Source organism: Mucilaginibacter sp., from assembly GCF_965277465.1.
Taxonomy (GTDB): Bacteria; Bacteroidota; Bacteroidia; order Sphingobacteriales; family Sphingobacteriaceae; genus Mucilaginibacter.
On sequence record NZ_CBDICW010000002.1, the window covers coordinates 368,481 to 388,474 of the forward strand.

Consider the following 19,994-nt stretch of genomic DNA (forward strand, 5'->3'; position numbering starts at 1 on the left):
ATATATATGCCACCCAAATATAGTTTATGTGTTGATGCGCGGATGTACAACCATTCGGGAATTGGAAAGTACCTGCAAATGCTGTTACCATACCTTTGTAAGGCTTATGATACCACGCTTTTAGGCGATGCAGAAACATTATCGTCCTTATCATCCATAGCGCAGGTAATCCCTTTTAATTCGCCTATATATTCAATTGATGAGCAGCGTAAATATAAAAAGGCTGCTAAACCTGCCGACTTATTTTGGTCGCCGCATTATAACGTGCCTTTAATGTGGGTAAAAAGCAAAAGGCGCATTGCTACCATACATGATGTTTATCATTTGGCCTTTTATAAGGAGCTATCTTTTAAACAAAAATTGTATGCCAAAGTGGTTATCAATGCGGCTGTTAAATTAAGCGATGAGGTTATAACTGTATCTGGTTTTTCAAAAGGTGAAATTATAAAGTATACCGGCTGCGCAACACAAAAAGTAAATGTTGTATATAATGGAGTTAGCCAGGCTGCAAGTTATAACAATACCCAAAACGTAAGGGACAAATATAGCCTGCCCGCAAATTATATACTGTTTGTTGGCAATGTAAAACCACACAAAAATTTAAAAACATTGTTAAAAGCATACTTGCTTTTGAGCAGTGAATTAAAGCAGCAGTACAAAGTGGTAATAGTGGGTAAAAGAGATGGATTTTTAACCGGGGATGAGGAACTTACCCATTGGATAAAAAGCCAGCCGGAGGTACAACAAGCTATACTGTTTACAGGGTATGTTGCTAACGAGGATATGGATACCATATACAAAAATGCATCATTATTTGTATTCCCTTCTGTTTATGAAGGGTTTGGTTTGCCTCCTTTAGAGGCCATGCTGAATAGTTGCCCGGTAATTGCAGCAGCAACCAGCAGCCTTCCTGAAGTTTGTGGCGATGCGGCTTTATATTTTAACCCCCGTAATGAAATAGAATTAACCAATAAAATGACCGAAGTACTAACGCAAAAAAGTGTGAGCGATGGCCTTTTAACAAATGGCCTGCAAAGGATAAAGCAATTTACCTGGGATGATTGCGCTGCTAAACATATTGAAATTTTTAACCGGGTAATTAAAAGCGTATGAAAGTTGCATTAATACAGGATTGGCTAACCGTTATTGGCGGCTCGGAATATGTGTTTAAGGAAATAGCTTCGTTGTATCCTGATGCTGATATATACACTTTAGTAGCACGCGACGAAACCATAAAAACTTTAGGCTTAAGCGGGCACAAGGTTACCACGTCATTTATCCAGAACCTGCCCTTCGCTAAAACAAAGTACAGGAATTACCTGCCTCTTTTCCCTTTGGCCATTGAGCAGTTTGATCTGTCATCGTACGATCTTATTATTTCTTCGTCGCATGCTGTTGCAAAGGGCGTGTTAACACATTCGGGGCAGGTGCATGTATGCTATTGCCATTCGCCAATGCGTTACGCCTGGGATCTTTATCACCAGTATATAAAAGAATCAGGACTTAATAAAGGCATCAAGGGTTTTATAGCAAAAGTGGTATTGCACTGTATCAGGCAATGGGATTTTATCAGCGCCAACCGTGTTGATCATTTTATCGCCAACTCCAACTATATTGGCAAGCGCATAAAAAAGGTGTATAACCGCGATAGTGTAACCATATACCCAAATGTTGCCGTACAGGATTTTGAGGTAAGCCATGAGCGCGAGGATTTTTACTTTACCTGTTCGCGCATGGTACCATACAAAAAAATGGATTTGATTGTTGAGGCTTTTAATAAAATGCCCGATAAAAAATTAATAGTTATAGGCGATGGCCCTGATTATAAAAAGATAAGTAAGCTTGCAGGCCCAAATATTGTTTTAATGGGTTACCAACCTTTTGATGTGCTTAAGCATTATTTATCAAAATGTAAGGCTTTTGTTTTTGCCGCAGAAGAAGATTTTGGTATGTTACCTGTAGAAGCGCAGGCCTGCGGTACTCCGGTTATAGCTTACGGTAAAGGCGGTGTATTGGAAACTGTACTGGAAAATATAACAGGTGTTTACTTTAATGAACAAAACACAGCTTCAATCATTGAAGCAGTGAAATTGTTTGAATCAAACAGCTCAAAATTTAATTTTACAGAAATAGCAAATCATGCTGCTATATTCTCCACTAATAACTTTCGGCAGTCTTTAAAATTGTATATAAATAAAGTTCTGCAAAAAAAATAATCTATCTACTTATAAATAGTTTGGTGCAAAATTTGAGTTATAACCCATAATAATAATTAATAAAATACTTAAAAAAAGAATTTTCTTAATTCCAAGTTAGTTAAGTTATATTTGCGGCACTAAATCTTATGTCAAAACGTTACTCAAAATATCTTCCTTTATCCATTTTTTTATCGGATCTGGCTGTACTGAATATTGCTTTCTATAGTGCACATTACCTGGTATTTAATACTGTTTATATGCAATTTCCATCAATTGCATTTTTACTATTAGTTAATATTACTTGGGTTATCATGTCACTGTTCACCAAGAACTTTGAGGTACATCGCCCTTTGGTTTTAACCAATAGTATTAATAAATTTCTGGTTACGCTTTCCTATCATCTTTTGTTTTTTTTCAGCATTGTATACTTTGCAAAAATAGCTGATATATCACGGGCGGAGGTGGTTTTTTGTTACGCAATCTATATTATATTAATGATCTTTCAGCGGTCATTGTTGTTCTTTTTACTTGATTACTTCCGCAAAAACGGTTACAATCATCGCGAGATTATGATTATTGGTGATGAAAAAATTGGTAAAAGGTTGATCAAGTCATTTTCAAAACATCCTGAATATGGTTATGACCTGCTGGAATTTATTACAGATGTGCAGGTTTCAAACCTGTCTGAAAAAGCATTGATCAATAAGATAACATCAAAAAGGCCAGATGAGATATTTCTTTGCTATAAGCATATAGAGGTAGAATTAATAGGATTGTTTATAGCAATAGGTGAGGAAAACCATATTAAGATAAAGGTAGTTTCAGATCTTATTCTTGAAAACAACCATGCTAAGTTATTGGATTATCACAACCTTCCTGTAATTCAATTAAGCTCAAACCCGGAATTAAGTTTAAAGATCAGGATTTTAAAAAGAAGCTTTGATCTGCTGTTTTCTTCAGCAGTAATGTCCGCTGGTTTGCCGGTATTTGCCATGTTATATGTAATAACTAAAGTAACCTCAAAAGGGCCTGCCTTTTATAAGCAGGAGCGGATTGGGAAAAATGGAAAACCATTTTATATATACAAATTTAGAAGTATGCATGTAAATGCAGAACAGGCCGGACCGCAGCTTTCAAAAGACAGGGACCCGCGTATTACCAAATGGGGCGTTATAATCAGAAAGACAAGGCTTGATGAGTTACCTCAGTTTTGGAACGTAATGAAGGGGGAGATGTCAGTTGTTGGTCCCCGTCCCGAAAGGCAATATTTTATTGAGCAAATTGTTGAAAGAACCCCGAATTATAAAAAGTTGCTGAGTTTAAAACCCGGTATCACTTCTATAGGTCAGGTACATTATGGCTATGCCGAAAACATAGATGAGATGTGTAACCGTACAAGGTATGATCTTTTATACCTGCAAAACATTAACCTGAATGCTGATGTGAGTATTATTTTAAAAACAGTTAAAGTTATGATTCAGCGTAAAGGAAAATAATAAAAATATAACCATAAAACAAAACAGGTTAACAGATCAATAAATCTGTTAGCCTGTTTTGTTTTAAGCCTTGTGCGTATCAACTAATAGTATTTTATAATTAGTAACTCTCTTTTAATTGGTAAAAACAGACCCTGTTAAGTACCGCATTAAAGGGCTGGACTTAACGCTCAGATTCCGGGTAATCCGCGTTAATTGTTTTCTCTTTCAGGGATTCAAAATTGGACTTTAAAATATCCAGTTTTTCTATTGCCAGGTTGTAAGCCATTTCGCCTAACAGCAAGCGCAATTGAGGGGTATCTGATTCTACTGCATCAATTATCGCCTGGCATCCGCGTACAGGGTCACCAGCTTGTTTGCCGCTGCCTTGCAGGCTAACATCCATACGTTTGCCAACGGTTTCCTTATAATCATCTAATTTTGTTTCTGTACGCGCGGTAGATCTGCCTGCCCAATCAGTACGGAAGGGCCCCGGTTCAACTAAAAGTACCTTTATACCCAACGGCGCTACCTCTTGCGATAGCGATTCTGACAGGCCCTCCACAGCAAATTTTGTTGCGTGGTAAAAGCCTGTGGCTGTAAAGGCCCTGATACCGCCAATGGACGAAAAGTTAATAATGTGTCCGCTTTTATTTTTACGCATACCGGGTAATACTGCCTGGGTCATGTTAACCAACCCGAAAAAATTGGTTTCAAACTGTGCTCTTATTTTATCTTCCTCGCCTTCCTCAATGCTGGTAAAATAGCCGTAACCGGCATTGTTCACCAATACATCTATTTTGCCAAACTTTGCTTCGGCTGCGGCTACTGCTTTGGCTATTTGATCTTTATCTGTAACATCAAGCGTTAAAAGTAACGAGGTGCTTTCATAACCTTTTACAAGGTATTCAACCTGTTCCGGCTTCCTGGCGGTAATTACGGCATTCCAGCCTTTTTCTAATATCATTTTTGCCAGTTCCCGGCCAAACCCTGTTGAGCAGCCGGTTATAAACCAAACTGGATTTTTTGTATTTCCCATAATTGTATAACAGCTTTTTTGCTGATTGTGTTTAGTGAAATTAGGGATTTTAAAAAGAGCGGGTGATTATTTAATTGTCATTTTATAGGTAAATGAAAATAAAACGAATAAATAATCTATTAAATCTACCTTTTTAGTAGTAATTAAAAATTATTTATATATTTGCGCCGTAGAATAAACGAATGAAAGCTTTTTTACAATTTAAAATCAACACACTAAAGTATTCATGTACTATCCCGGTACAGCGAATGTGTTGTGCCCATTGTTGTTGCTAAAGGCAATACTCCACCAAATTATAGAAAATGTATGATGCTTAGGAAGGGCTATGCCTGTTTCAAGTGCACCTGCATAAAATCACCACACAAACAACCCCGAACATGAACTGCTAACAATAACCCACATAAAAAACAAACCGGCAAGGAAGCCTTGCCGGTTAATTACATGATGGATCAGCCACGACTGCGAATCAACAACTGATCATCAAAGCTTTACGAATGAATTAAATCATTAACATAAAACATTTAAATATATGGAAATATATATCCATGCAAAATATCTGCCCTATAAGTTTCTCAGTGCCTTTTTATTTTTAATTATACCCTTCACTGCCCTTGCGCAGCAAAAAGATATACCTGTAATTAACTCCCATATTGAAGGTATAGTAGTTGATAGCTTAACCAAACAACCTATTGCCGGGGTTACCCTGCGTATTAAAAACGTAACCCACGAAGTAAACACAGGTGCTGATGGCCGCTTTGTTTTTATTACAGGACAAAAACTTCCGTATACCTTGGTAGTAAGCTATATTGGTTATAAAACTAAAGAGGTTGTTGCCACAGGTACGCCTGTTAACATCCAACTGGCCGAGAATATTACCCAGTTAAATGATGTGGTTATAGTTGGCTATGGCACACAAAAGAAAAGTGACCTGACAGGCTCAATTGCCTCAGTGCCTAAAAATTTATTAAACCAGCCCGCCGCATCATTTGATAATTTGCTGCAAGGCTCGGTTTCGGGCGTGGCGGTTACTCAAAACTCGGGGCAACCTGGTAGTACAGCTACCATAAGGGTGCGCGGTGGTAATTCCATATCGTTTGGTAACGCGCCATTATATGTAATAGATGGATTTATTATCTACAATGATAATGATTATACCAACGTAGGATCGAACGGTACAAGCGTTAATGCACTTTCAACCATTAACCCCAGTGATATTGAATCAATTGAAGTTTTGAAGGATGCTTCTGCTACTGCTATATATGGTTCGCATGGGGCCAATGGCGTGGTTATTATCACTACAAAAAAAGGGAAAAAGGGCACTAACAACGTTAATTTCAGTTCATATTATGGCACACAAACCATCGCGAAAAAGCTCAATCTGCTCAACGCGCAGCAATGGGGATCATTAGTTAATGATATTAATACAAGCGATGGCGTTGCGCAAACTTATACCGCCGCCCAGCTTGCCGCTTTAGGAACAGGATCAAACTGGGAAAATGCTGCCTTGAAAAATGCGCCGGAGTTCAATAGTGAATTGTCTGTTTCGGGTGGTGATGAGAAATCAAGATATCTTATTTCAGGTAACTACTTTAACCAGCAGGGTACTATTTTAAATACCGGGTTTAAAAGATATTCGGCACGTGTTAATTACGAGAAAAATGTAACCAGCAAGTTTAAGGTATCAACCAATATTACAGGCAGCCAGTCTATCGAAAATAAATTGGTGGGCAGTACTTATGGAAGCAACAACTTCAGTAATGCTTTCTCAAGTTTGTTGCTAACATCGCCTGTTCCGCCTATTTATAATGCTAATGGTAGTTATTATACCAACAGCCCGTATATAGCAACACCCACCAACCCACTGCAGGATATTACAGCAACAACCAATACCACTACTTTAACCAGGTTTTTAGGAAATGTGGCTGCTGAGTATAAGCTTTTACCTGACCTTACCTTAAAGGTTACTGCCGGTGCTGATATATTAAATACCCAGCAGGATTATTACGCACCATCAAATACATCCGGGGGGTATGCGGTAAGCGGTTTTGCCTCAATAGGTTCAGGAAATTCATTGAGCTGGTTAAATGAAAACACGCTTACGTACAAGCACGCTTTTAACGATAAACATTTTTTCGATGTGCTGGCAGGCTACACTACACAATATACCCGTTTCTCATCGGTAATAGCATCTGCTCAAAAGTTTCCAAACGATCTTACTACCTATAATAACCTTTCATACGCAGGGGTCGCCAATTTGCCGACTTCCACTTTTGCCAGCCAGGCTTTGGATTCGTACCTGGCAAGGATTAACTACTCCTTTGAGCATAAATACAATTTAACGGTTTCAGGCCGTGCCGATGGTTCATCAAAACTGGGCGCCAACAACAAATGGGGGTATTTCCCTTCTGCCGGGTTTTCATGGAATGCTGATAAGGAGGATTTTTTTAAACCGCTTGAGCAAACCATTAACAGCCTGAAGATAAGATTAAGCGCAGGGCAAACCGGTAACTCAGAAGTGCCACCTTACAGTTCATTAGCCTCGCTTGCGCCAACAAATTATTATTTCGGTAGCAAGCTGGTTACGGGTATAGCCCCTTTACAGATAGATAATCCAAACCTTAAATGGGAAACCACCACGCAATATGATGGCGGCTTTGATATAGGCCTTTTTAACAACCGCATTAACTTAACTTTTGATGCGTATTATAAAAAAACTTCAGATCTGCTGCTTAATGTGCCATTGCCATTATACTCAGGCTACGCAAGTGAACTGGAAAACGTGGGCAGCGTTGAAAACAAGGGTATTGAGTTAGGGATTAACACCGACAACATCAAAACGGATCGTTTTAGCTGGAAAACCAACATTGTATTTGCCGAAAACAGGAACAAGATATTGAGTTTGGGTCCGGGTGTAAGCAGCTACTTCCCCTTAGCGCCAACCGGGCAGGTTTCGCCGGTTATTGTTAAGGTAGGTTTGCCGGTGGGTACATTTTGGGGGTATTCTACCCAGGGTTTATTAACCGCGGCCGATATAGCCAAAGGGGTACCGCTATTAAATGGTGTACCACAAAAGGCAGGCGATACTAAATATGTTGATTACAACCATGATGGGGTAATAACTACCAATGATAAACATAGCCTGGGCAGTGCGCAGCCAAAGTTTACGGGTAGTATAACCAATACATTTACCTACGGGCAATTTGATCTGTCGGTGTTCTTTACCGGCTCGTATGGTAATAAAATATTCAACTTGTTAGAGCAGAGTTTGGAACGCCCCACGCTTACCCAAAATGCATCGGCAGCTTTGTTGAACAGGTGGAGCCCTTCAAACCCGGGCGGTACTGTAGCCAGGGCAACCAATTCGCCAGTGCCGCAGGTAACCGACAGGTTTATAGAGAATGGCTCATACCTTAAACTAAAAACTGCTTCCCTGGGCTATACCTTCACCAATAGCATCGCTTCAAAAATTGGTGCTAAACAGCTCAGGATATACGTATCAGGGCAAAACCTGTTAACTGTTACCAAGTATACGGGCCTTGATCCCGAAGTGAATTTTTATGATAACGACAATACCAAACAAGGAATTGATTATGGAACCTATCCTGCTGTCCGCACCTTTTTGGCAGGTATCAATGTCACATTTTAATCTGATAACAAATGAAAAATCTATCCACATATAAAATTATCTTATTAGCGGCAGGTCTGATAATCAGTATCACATCCTGCAATAAACTAAGCGAAAATCCAAAATCGGTCATTGAATCAGCTCAATTTTACAAAACCACCTCAGATGCTACAGCAGCTGTAAATGCAATTTACGGCACATTGAACAGCGACCCGGCGGGCGATTTTCCGCTATATGGCAGGCAACTGAACTTGTTGGTTGAAAATGCAAGCGATAACCAGCTGTACAGCCCCAGCAATACCAACCCCGATGTTAGGGCATTGGGTACCGAGAGTTATATAACATCAAACAGCCGGGTGCAAAAAGTATGGCAGCAGCTGTACTATGGTATAAACAGGGCCAACATTGCTATTGATAATATACCGGCTATATCAATGGATACCACGCTTCGTGCAAGGCTGATCAGGGAGTCTAAATTTATCAGGGCGCTGCTTTATTTTAACCTGGTTCGTTTATATGGTGATGTGCCGTTGGTATTACATAACCCCAACAGCACAAATATCGAAGACCTGTTTATTGCCCGTACACCTCAGGATGCTGTTTACACACAAATTATTGCTGACCTAAAGGATGCTACTAACCTGCCTAAAGGTTACAGCACTACCGATTTAGGAAGAGCTACCGGGGGCGCCGCACATGCATTATTGGCAAAAGTGTATTTAACCCGCCAGGATTGGAATAATTCTCTGGCGCAAATAAACTTGGTTGTAAACGGAGGCTATGGTTATGCACTTTTCCCCAACTATTATGATGCTTTTCAGAAAGCTACCAAAAATGGGCCGGAGCATATTTTCTCTGTACAATACGAAACCAATTTAGGTGAGGCAAATAGCATAAATGATCTTAGCCAAAGCTTTACCTCTTTCAATACAGGTACCTTCCCGATTGATATACCTGTTGACAATAGCTTATTCAAACTATTTAGCGCTAATGATACCAGGCGGGCCGTTACTTTTTATGATTCGGTTTATAATGCAGCAACGGGTAAGTATGTGGTATTTCATAATGCCTACACCCCTTATTTTAACAAGTTTGTTGATTACAGCCTTTCACCACTATCATCACAAACGCTTAGCGCTGTAAATTATCCTGTATTGCGCTACGCGGATGTATTATTGATGAAGGCCGAGGCTTTGAATGAAATAAGCGGCGGCCCCACAAGTGATGCTTATACAGCCATTAACCAGGTTAGAACAAGGGCACACATTGCTAATCTTACGCCGGGATTAGGCCAGGCTGATTTCAGAGATTCTGTTTTTCTGGAACGAAGAAAAGAGTTTATACAGGAAGGCCACCGCTGGTTTGATCTGGTGCGGCAGGGAGGTACTGTTTTGGTTGATGCCCTGCATAAAATACCTGCAAAATCTGCCGCGAGCTCTAAAAACACCTTGTTCCCTATACCGCTTATTGAAATACAGCAAAACCCCAAGCTAAAACAAAACCCGGGTTATAATTAAATCATAAACAATTAAATCAAACAGATATGACACTATCAGATGTATCCCTTATTGGTAAAAAGATATTGGTTGGCGTGGTTATCACCCTGATACCTTTTATCATTATTGCCGGGGGCCTTTGGGCTACCCAAAAGTTGCTGAGCGATAAACAGGTGGCAAAAGCACCAATTGTAAAACAGTTAAAATGACGTATCATGAAAATTGAAAAAGAAACCAAACAGCAAATAGTGCGCAATGCATTACTGAGCCTGTTTTTGTACATACTACCCATTGCGCTCATGTTTATCACGTTTGCCATAACCGGCGAGCGCCCTTGGGAAAAAAAGCCGGCAAAAAAAGAAATAACCAAATCAATTAACACCAAAAACACTTTGAATAATGGAAGCAACGATTAATTTCTTCAAACACCTGATAGATAACCTTAACGGTTTCGGGTTCCCTTTCCTGGTATTTTTCCTGGGCGTACTTGAATTTTCATTTGGCCTATACAAAAATAAGTGGCCTAAAAACGAAAGATGGGTGGATATTGCCTGCTTTACACTACCACGTTTGGTAGTACAGCCAGCCGTTGCTTATTACAGTTTGCATTTTTTACCCTATTTATTCCCCGAAGCAAAAAATGTATTTAGCTGGGTGCCATTTTTGTGGGGATTTGCAATCATTGCGGTAGCTGATGATCTAACCCAATACTGGTATCATCGCCTGCACCACCAAATACCGTGGTTATGGCGTTTTCACCGTACCCACCATTCGGCCTCTTACATGGGTATGGCAATGGCCAGCAGGCAAAATGTTATTTATACCATCTTTTTCTCTCAGATCTATTTAACTGCTGCGTTGGTTTACTTGGGTTTAGGTATCCCTGCTATTGCCGTAAGGATCGTTAAATCAACCATTACAACCCTTGCACATTCAAGTATTCCGTGGGATAAGCCTTTGTATAAATACAAAATTCTGCACCCTATAGCCTGGGTTTTGGAACGTTTAATTTCTACCCCGGCAACTCACCATGCGCACCATGCTGCCACTACCGATGATGGCGTAGGCTATTACAAAGGCAACTTTGGTAACATGTTCTTTTTGTGGGATATTATTTTTGGTACAGCCTTAATTTCACGCCAGTACCCTAAAGCGTATGGTATATCACATTATGAAGGCGATTCATGGTACTCGCAGTTAATGTGGCCAATTTTTAAATCAAATGTGGAAGGGAGTGAGCTTGCTGCCGATGGCCCAGTGGTTCGTACCGATGTTGATAAAGAACCCCATGTAACCGAAAAATCAAAACCCAAAGTGGCTGTTTTGCAAACTTCTTATTCTGGTAATTAAAATGAAATACTTTAAAATTAAGCATGTATTAACGGTTGCGGGTATACTGGTTATTAACCATGCAAGTGCACAAAGTTTTGAGCAGCAGCAACAGCCTTTTAAAGGGGTGATAGGTAAAACCATTGCCGACTCAAAAGAAGCATGGGTACCCAATACTAAAGCACCCAAAGGTGCTCCCAACGTAGTTTGGATATTATTGGATGATGTTGGCTACGGCGCATCATCAACCTTTGGGGGCGTAATAAAAACCCCCAATTTTGATACCCTTGCCAACCTGGGTTTGCGCTATACCAACTTCCATACGGCAGGTATCTGCGCGCCAACCCGCGCGGCATTATTAACCGGGCGTAATCATCATTATGTGCACATGGGTGGTTTTGCCCATACGGTAATGTCAGCCGGTTTTCCAGGTTATGACGGGCGCATCCCGGCAGACAAGGGTACCATCGCCGAGATCTTACGGGAGAATGGATATAATACTTTTGCCGTTGGTAAATACGGGCTAACTCCCGATGAGGATGCTACAGATGCCGGCCCTTTCGATCGCTGGCCGTTGGGAAAAGGGTTTGACCATTTCTTCGGATTTTTAGGCTCACAAACTGATCAGTACACCCCCGACCTGGTTGAGGATAACGCCCACGCCAAAACTGATGGCCGTAACCTGAATGAGCAAATTACCGACAAGGCCATTTTTTACCTGGGCAGGCAGCAAAAAGTAGCACCTGATAAGCCTTTCTTTTTATATTATGCACCCGCAGCTACCCATGCGCCTCACCAGGTAAGTCATGAATGGAGCGATCTATACAAAGGCCAATTCGATGGCGGCTGGGATGTATTCAGGGAAAAGGTATTTGAAAATCAGAAAAAACTGGGCATTATACCCGCTAACGCAATTTTACCTGCGCGCAACCCGAATATAAAAGCATGGAATACCTTATCGCCTGATGAAAAGAAACTGTATGCCCGATTTATGGAAGTTTATGCCGGTTATTTAACGTATGCCGATGCACAGGTAGGCCGCCTGATAACTTATCTTAAACAAAGTAAGCAATTAGATAATACGCTTGTTTTTGTAGTTATCGGCGATAACGGCGCGAGTAAGGAAGGTACACCAAACGGTGATATTGACCGCCAGATATTTTCAAAACCTGCAAATGAGCAGGAGAACATTCAGCACAATCTCGATAAAATTGGTGAGATTGGCACGCCCGAAGCTAAGCAAACTAATTACCCTTTAGGTTGGGCACAAGCTGCAAATACGCCGTTTAAATACTGGAAACAGGATGCAAATGCCGAAGGCGGTACCCGCAACCCGCTTATCATCTATTATCCAAAAGGTATAAAGGATGCAGGCACTATCCGCACACAATATGGGCATGTAATAGATCTGCTGCCCACCACTTTGGAATACCTTGGCATTAAGGCACCCGAGTCTATCCGTGGTATAAAACAGGATACTTTGCAGGGAACATCCCTAGTATATTCGTTCAATGATGCTAAAGTGCCGGCCAAACACCATATACAGCATTATTATATTTTTGGATCGAGGTCTATCTATAAAGATGGCTGGAAGGCTGAAGTATATCATCATCCTGATTTTACCGACTATGCCCGTATCTTGAACAACCCCAAGGCAGATACGGTTAATAATTTTGATAAGGATGTTTGGGAGCTATATGACCTGAATACTGATTTTAATGAGCGGATTGATCTTGCCGCTAAATACCCAAAAAAACTGAATGAGTTAAAAGCTTTGTTTGAGGAACAGGCTCAAAAGAACAATCTTTACCCTTTTATTGATTGGGAAGATGTACTTAAAGGCAGAATCCATCGCACCGCTCATAAGCCACTAAATCCGGGTAACTAATCATCTTTATAAATGACCAGGTATCTCCTATTATTCTTTTTGCTTGCAACTGTTTTTAATGGTTGCAAGCAAAATAACCATTCGGTTACTGCTAATTCAAAAGCGTCTGCACCTGTTGCGGGCAATACGAAAAAGTTACTATGCTGTGAGTCAAATATTCCAAAAAGATTCGCGGCTTTGGCAAGCAGCAGTGCGTTAATGCCTGATCTGAAAAGTAGCACCAATCACAAAGGTATGGTATGGATAAAGCCGGGCGCTTTTTTGATGGGCGGCGATAACAACCAGGCAGCAGCAGATGAATACCCTAAGCACAAAGTTATTGTTGACGGTTTTTGGATGGATACAACCGCGGTAACCAATAAGCAGTTTGCCGCTTTTGTAAAAGCAACAGGCTATATAACAACAGCCGAACGAAAGCCTGATTGGAATGAGTTAAAAAAGCAACTGCCACAGGGAACGCCAAAACCTGATGATAGCTTGCTTGTTGCGGCATCATTGGTCTTCGACCCGCCAAAACATGCTGTTGACCTCAACGATTACACACAATGGTGGGCGTGGAAAAAAGGAGCCAGCTGGAAACACCCGCACGGACCAGGCAGCAGCATTAAAGGAAAAGATAATTACCCGGTGGTTCATGTTTCATGGTACGATGCCGTTGCTTATTGTAAATGGGCCGGTAAAAGATTGCCAACCGAAGCTGAGTGGGAGTGGGCCGCCCGTGGTGGTTTACAAAACAAGGTATATCCCTGGGGTAATGAACCAGTGGATGCCGGCAAACCTAAGGCCAATACCTGGCAAGGGCACTTCCCTGATAATAATACCGTGAAAGATAAATTTTACGGACTTGCCCCGGTTTCCTCATTTGCACCCAATGGTTATGGATTATATGATATGGCCGGCAATGTTTGGGAATGGTGCGCTGATTATTATAATAATACCTATTATAAAACCGTAAGCAGGCCTGGTGGCGTTACAAATCCTAAAGGATCTTTAACCAGTTATGATCCTGATGAACCTTACACCAAAAAACGTGTGATACGCGGCGGCTCGTTTTTATGTAATGAAAGTTATTGTACCGGCTACAGGGTAGCACGCCGGATGAAAAGCAGCGAAGACAGCGGAATGGAACATTTAGGTTTCAGATGCGTGCAGAATTAGCGGCCCAACTCAGGCAATAAAGGTTGCCGATTTACTTACTTTTAATTGTTTGAATGTATTTCTATAAATAGTTTGCAAATACATTATTTCTAATTTAGGAATTCACACTTTTTATAAAACGTGAACACTTTAATTTTTTATTCTTTTAAAAGATAATCCTTCGTAATAAGGGTCTGTACCTCCAAATGAGAAAGAGGAGACTACATTTTTATAATCAATTTTAAATATCACTATAGCATAAGAATCAAGATCTGGATTTTGCCATCTAACATAGAAAGTGTTTTGTCCTAAAGGTTGTAAAGTACCTCGTAGCTGGGGTGACCGCTCAGAAGCAAACCACAAAGATTTTTTATGAAGACTGATTTTTATGTTACCAAACCATTTATCTTTATATGTTCCGATGTAGCTCTTTTTATTAGAAGGTGCGCTGATTGGATACTTGTTTAGTTGTGAGAGTATTTTAATCTTTTCCTGATATGCGGATTGCTCACCTGATCTTAATCTATTCAGTGAACTTTTAGATTCATCAACTCCTTTAATATCGAGGTAGCTATCTAATATTTGATAAGTAATAGCATCTATTGCATTGCTCTCATTATTGGTTAAGACAACTATCCCCAATTCCAATTCCGGTATCATTGCTACTTCTGATACCATACCAACATCCTCACCTGTATGCACGACCTGTTTATATCCTTTTACATCCAGAAGGAACCAGCCTAAACCATAAGCAGTGAAATGTGTGTGGTAAACTCCCCTATTACCAGTAGGTATTATTGTTTGCGGTGAAAAAAGTTCGTTTACTGTCTGTTCAGTAAGAAGCTGATGTTCTAAATTAAGACCATATTTTCCATGATCTAACAGCATCAGCATCCATTTGCTCATGTCTTCTACATTAGAATAAATACCGCCTGCGGCATCATCCTTTTCAGATGTATACCGGGTAACTACTTTAATTGAATCGTTTATTTTCTTATGTGCATCGATAATATTGAGGCTTTGTTTGCAATCATTATAAGATGCTGCGCTGTTAACCATACCTAATGGCTTCAAAATTTGCTGTTCGACAAAATCCTCCCAACGCATTTTTGAAACTCTTGCAATAACTTCTCCTGCTACAAGGTAAAGATTGTTATCATATGCAAATTTATTTCTGAATGAATATGAAGGTTTTATGTAACGCAAATTGTAAATAATATCTTTTACCGTAAAATTCGTAGAGTCCGGATCGTGCATCAGATCCCCGGCACCTGTTGCCAGCCCGCTTCGGTGACAAAGGAGGTCTCTTATAGTGATCTCCCTTGTTGCCAGATTATCGTAAAGACGAAATTCCGGAATATAATGAGTAACCTTATCATCCCAATGAATTTTGCCTTGGTCAACCAAAATACCAAGTGCAGCAGCGGTAAAAGCCTTAGTATTAGAGGCTATACCAAAAAGCGTTCTGGGATCTACCGTTTGACCAGAATTTAACGAACGCACGCCAAATCCTTTACTATAAATTAGTTTGCCGCCCTTGATTATTCCAATTTCGAGGCCAGGAACTTGAAACAGCTGTATAGTCCTTTTAGCTAAACTATCAATTTGTTTCTCATTCAAGCCCTGGGAGAGTGCCGGATTTGAATTTATAAAAATGAGGTTAATTATAATTACATTTAAAATAGTAATAAACCAACGTGCCCGCATGATAAACTTTTTATGCAATATAAAGAACTAATCATTTTAATTTAAAAAATGATTAGCTAAAAAGCGGCAATTACAAATGTTATTTTCTATCTACTCATATACCTTTAGTTTAATTATTGAAATTTTCTATATATGAATTAGCATAATTCTTATTGGGTCGCAACTTTATTTTGTGAAGAAATCAATTACCGTTAAAAAAACACTACCTCATACATTACGTGTGAAAAATCTATTTCTTCCTTTTCAATTTTGTCTGATTAAATATTGGTTATAAAAAAAGCTATTTCACATTTTTGAGAATATGGAAGGATATTCCTCGATCAACTGATTACAGTAGGCTACTTTTTATAATTTAAAGACCCGGGATAATGGATTTTTATTAATGCAAAAAAGCCTCGGATTTCTCTGAGGCTTTTTGTGATCCCGCTGGGATTATATTTTGAAAGCGTAATACCTCTGAATATTAATGAGTTACATCTATCTAAAAGTAATAGGTTACCTAAAAGGTTACCGATTTACTTTGTACTTACTTGTACTTGTTTGATGTAGTTTAAAGAACTAAATTAACTGTACAAATATAATGAAAACAAATGCACAATACAATGTTTTGAACTCCATTGCTCTTAAATCGAGTGAACGCTAATCTGCAAATTATGTATTTAAAAAACTTTAAATATATTCTATATGTCTTTACTTACAGGCTCCGGCTGTTTCGGTTTACCTGCGGTAATTTGAAGGTTCCAAACCAACTGTATTTTAAAGCGCATACCAGTTTATTACCCCATCATGTATAACATGATTTTAGTGGCAGGTAATCTATGACTTAAACTTTAAGATTCTCTGTATTCCTTTATCACAATCGTATTGACCATCCTACCATTTAATCCGTCAATTACCTCACTGCATTTCGTTAACCAATCAACCACCCCCTGGCCGAACCTTTATCATTAAAAAATGCCACCGCATCATAGGAGGTAGGCAAGCTTACATTGGCCGCGATACGGCTAAATGTACTGGGAGAGTAAACCCAGGCAAATTTTTGGAGGCCCGCTTTCGACATAGCAGGAAACCATACTTCGGCACCCCAATCAGATGCCTCCGACCAATTTCCTTTAACCTCCGTATTGTCATTGAGTACCTTGTTACAGTTATTTTTTTGAATCAGGTCGAGGATGATGCCACATCCTTTAACTACAGACTCATAATTCTGATACCCTGTCCAATTTACATCCAGGTAATTACCTTCGGCCAGGTAACGGATAGTGACAAAATTAGCTTCGTAAAAACTTTGACCGTCCCCGGCGATATCGCTGAATTCCTGTTTGCCGCTTAACGGAAGTAGGAAATAAAATGTCGAGCCGACGCCTGGCTCGCTTTAAATCCAAAAACTACCGCCGTGACGTTTAACTATCTCTGCTGATATAAACAAGCCCAAGCCCATTCCCTGGAAACGCGCAGATGAATTATCGACCCGGTAAAAACGGTCAAATAAGCCTTTAAGATGCTCTTCAGGGATACCGATGCCAAAATCGTGTACAGAAACAATTAGATTTTGCTGTACCAGTTCACAATTAATGATTACCTGTTTTGCGTCGGGGGAATACTTGATAGCGTTGCTCAGCAAGTTGGTGATTACCTGCTCTATCCGATGCCTGTCGCCATGGTATATAGTGCCGCAGTTTTCATTGATCTCAATTTGGTGACTAACGGAGGTTTGCTGTATACTCTCTACGGTATCTGCCAATAATTTCCCGAAATCAAAATCTTCCATATTGTAGGTCATCTTGCCGGCATTGATTTTGGATACGTCCAAAAGATCATCGATCAGGCGGCCAAGACGCGATAATTGCTTTTCCGCTTTGGTAACGAATTGACCCAGCAATTTTTCCTCGCCGGCTTCTCGCTTGGCGAGTTGAAAAAAAGCTTTAATAGTGGTGAGCGGAGTTTTTAGCTCGTGGCTGGCAATACTGATGAATTCGTCCTTTTTATACTCGTTTGTTTTTTGCTCGTGAATATTAGTATTCGTACCTAACCATAAGGTGGTTTTACCTTCTTCTATCAAGGGGACAGCGCGTGCCAGGTGCCAATAATATTTTCCGTCGGCAAATTTAAGGCGAAACTCCGTGAGGTACTCACGCCCGCTTTGCAGGGCACGGATCCATTTATCCAAAGCAGGCGGCAGATCTTCCGGATGAACGAATTCCTGCCAGCCATGCCCCACAACAGATTCGATAGTATGTCCAAAATCCACACTTACAACTTGGTTCACATAGTTTAGAGCACCATCTGCTGTAGCGGTCCATACTTGCTGCGGAATGGCGTTAAGTAAAAATTTGAAGCGCGCTTCGCTTTTTTCCATTTCTCGTTTGGCCGTCACCTGGCTTGTCACATCCTGGCAAAGTATCATCACTCCCGAAATACTGCCATTCGCTTCCCGATAGGGCTGGTAGATAAGGTTCAAAAAGCCTTCGATCGCTGCGCCATCCTTATAAACTAGATAAGGCTGATCATATAAATACAGCGGTTTACCGCTATCCCGTACGCGTTCAATCACGGGACGGAAAACAGCTTCCGCTTCCGGGATCACATCGAACAAGCGGCGGCTATCAAGTTCTGAAGCAGTTCGCCCGATAAGTGCTCCATAGACGTCGTTAACGATAGACACGTGCAGGTCAGTACCTGTCAGCAATACAATACCAACCGTAGCATCACGTACCAGGTTACGGAAACGCTGCTCACTTTCCGTAAGTCCATTTAATGTCAGTTGAAGCACTCGCTGTGTCTCGTTGAGTTCTTCGTTTGTCGCGGCCAATTCTTCGTTAGCAGCAGCCATTTCTTCGTTGGCAGCGCCGATCTCTTCATTCAATACCTGCTGTTCCTCAAACATTTCTTCGAGTTCGCGGGTCCTCTCAGTTATTTTCAATTCCAGATCTTTGTTCAAAACATTTAATTCATTCTGTGCTTGCACCAGTTGTTCGTTGCTCGCTATCAGTTCTTCGCTGGCAGAATGCAATTCTTCGTGAAGCGCCTGTAAATCTTCAAGAGCTTTGTTCAAATTTTCGTTAGCCACAACCAGGCCACGCGCGGTAATTTCCAAAGCTTTCCTTGCAGCTACATGGGTAGTGACCTCATACTTAAAGCTTAATATGGCATAAACGTCACCCGATTGATCAAATAATGGTTGATAAACGAGGTTAAAATAATGATCCTCCACTGCTTCATCCTTGTGTGGTGCCAACGGGATGAGCATTTCGTTTTGGATGTGTGGTTGACCCGTTGAGTATACGGTTTGCAAAACATCCCAGATCGGCTGGCCTTCGACCTCAGGCAACGCCGTTAACAGCGGCATTCCGAGTACTTCGCGGCCGGGAAAGAGTTCACGCTGATATTGCGGATTAATATAATCATACACTAGTTCAGGGCCACGCACAATAGCGATTTGAGCTGGGATATCATGGAAGAGACTTGCCATTTGTTCTGCCTGAAGCCGTGCTAATGCCTCGTCGTTTTGCGCAGTCTTTAGTTCCTCTTGTACCTGATCTTCTTTCACGATTCCAGCAGCAACTTCAAGAATTTGGTGAATGATATAACGCAATTGCCCATTATTTTTTACTGGCTTATGAACAATTTTCCAATAACGCTGCTGCATTCCAATGCCTTCTTCATTTGTATCAAAGCAGATTTCGGATAACTCGTCTTTAGTGCCATTTTGCTTAACTCTGTCCAATGATTCAGCAATGACAGCGTTTTGTTCAGATGACCAAAGATTAGCTTCAGCTAAGAAACTAAACAAGAAACCCCCATTTAAATTATCCCTGGTTTTATTTAATAGCTCTAGGTAGCTATCACTAGCCGCCAATATTTGAAAGTTCGGTGAAAGCAGGAGGAAATTTCCAGGTAAAGATTCAAAAATTTGTAGGTCTAAAGCTTCCGGCCCGTTCTGTTCAATAATTGACATGTGATCTCAAGGGTAATTACACAAATATACAACCAGTTGAGTTATTGACAAAGCATTTAAATAACCCAATATTGCGTTCATGCCCTTCTTCATATTATCTTATTTATTACCCCATAAATTAAATTCCGAGCATTACAAAAGT

General features: G+C 40.4%; 13 protein-coding genes. 10 read left to right on the forward strand and 3 right to left on the reverse strand.

What is annotated here, in order from left to right; all coding sequences use genetic code 11:
• The first annotated feature begins 6 nt into the window (after positions 1-6).
• The 3 genes from ACQY4U_RS13930 to ACQY4U_RS13940 all read left to right on the forward strand — a co-directional run bounded on the left by ACQY4U_RS13930 (position 7) and on the right by ACQY4U_RS13940 (position 3,694).
• Positions 7-1,113: a glycosyltransferase family 4 protein gene (locus ACQY4U_RS13930; protein ID WP_428330049.1), complete on the forward strand. Its 1,107-nt coding sequence runs from the start codon at positions 7-9 to the stop codon at positions 1,111-1,113.
• Positions 1,110-2,216 carry a glycosyltransferase family 4 protein gene (locus tag ACQY4U_RS13935; protein ID WP_428330050.1) on the forward strand — a complete coding sequence of 369 codons (1,107 nt, stop codon included), beginning with the start codon at positions 1,110-1,112 and terminating at the stop codon, positions 2,214-2,216. Before ACQY4U_RS13930 ends, ACQY4U_RS13935 begins: the two co-directional genes overlap by 4 nt.
• 128 nt (positions 2,217-2,344) lie before the next feature.
• Entirely contained in the window at positions 2,345-3,694 is a 1,350-nt protein-coding gene (locus tag ACQY4U_RS13940) for a sugar transferase (RefSeq protein WP_428330051.1), read from the forward strand.
• Positions 3,695-3,857: 163 nt separating this feature from the next.
• Here ACQY4U_RS13940 and ACQY4U_RS13945 read toward each other — a convergent pair whose 3' ends face one another.
• Complete coding sequence (locus ACQY4U_RS13945) at positions 3,858-4,712, reverse strand: oxidoreductase (RefSeq protein ID WP_428330052.1); 855 nt, start codon at positions 4,710-4,712, stop codon at positions 3,858-3,860.
• Between the two features lie 529 nt (positions 4,713-5,241).
• On the opposite strand from ACQY4U_RS13945, the gene ACQY4U_RS13950 reads away from it, so the two are divergent.
• From ACQY4U_RS13950 to ACQY4U_RS13980, 7 genes are read left to right on the forward strand one after another with little or no spacing between them, the layout of a single operon-like run.
• On the forward strand, positions 5,242-8,358 hold the full coding sequence (locus ACQY4U_RS13950; protein ID WP_428330053.1) for a SusC/RagA family TonB-linked outer membrane protein: 3,117 nt from the start codon (positions 5,242-5,244) through the stop codon (positions 8,356-8,358).
• A gap of 11 nt (positions 8,359-8,369) precedes the next feature.
• The gene (locus tag ACQY4U_RS13955) at positions 8,370-9,854 is read left to right on the forward strand and encodes a RagB/SusD family nutrient uptake outer membrane protein (protein WP_428330054.1); all 1,485 of its coding nucleotides are present in this window, start codon (positions 8,370-8,372) and stop codon (positions 9,852-9,854) included.
• Between the two features lie 26 nt (positions 9,855-9,880).
• Positions 9,881-10,042, forward strand: coding sequence for a hypothetical protein (locus ACQY4U_RS13960; RefSeq protein WP_428330055.1), 162 nt, complete (start codon positions 9,881-9,883; stop codon positions 10,040-10,042).
• Between the two features lie 6 nt (positions 10,043-10,048).
• Positions 10,049-10,249 (forward strand): hypothetical protein, encoded by a 201-nt coding sequence (locus ACQY4U_RS13965; protein WP_428330056.1) that lies wholly within the window; start codon positions 10,049-10,051, stop codon positions 10,247-10,249.
• Positions 10,233-11,183 carry a sterol desaturase family protein gene (locus ACQY4U_RS13970; RefSeq protein ID WP_428330057.1) on the forward strand — a complete coding sequence of 317 codons (951 nt, stop codon included), beginning with the start codon at positions 10,233-10,235 and terminating at the stop codon, positions 11,181-11,183. The genes ACQY4U_RS13965 and ACQY4U_RS13970 overlap by 17 nt, the downstream gene beginning before the upstream one ends.
• A gap of 1 nt (position 11,184) precedes the next feature.
• Positions 11,185-13,050, forward strand: coding sequence for an arylsulfatase (locus tag ACQY4U_RS13975; protein ID WP_428330058.1), 1,866 nt, complete (start codon positions 11,185-11,187; stop codon positions 13,048-13,050).
• 12 nt (positions 13,051-13,062) lie between these two features.
• On the forward strand, positions 13,063-14,208 hold the full coding sequence (locus ACQY4U_RS13980) for a formylglycine-generating enzyme family protein (protein ID WP_428330059.1): 1,146 nt from the start codon (positions 13,063-13,065) through the stop codon (positions 14,206-14,208).
• 129 nt (positions 14,209-14,337) lie between these two features.
• On the opposite strand, the gene ACQY4U_RS13985 is transcribed toward ACQY4U_RS13980, so the two are convergent.
• Together ACQY4U_RS13985 and ACQY4U_RS13990 are read right to left on the reverse strand one after the other, a co-directional pair.
• A complete protein-coding gene (locus tag ACQY4U_RS13985) occupies positions 14,338-15,894 on the reverse strand; it encodes a serine hydrolase (protein WP_428330060.1) in 1,557 nt (518 codons plus the stop codon).
• A gap of 1,375 nt (positions 15,895-17,269) precedes the next feature.
• Complete coding sequence (locus ACQY4U_RS13990) at positions 17,270-19,852, reverse strand: PAS domain-containing protein (RefSeq protein ID WP_428330061.1); 2,583 nt, start codon at positions 19,850-19,852, stop codon at positions 17,270-17,272.
• Positions 19,853-19,994 lie beyond the last annotated feature (142 nt).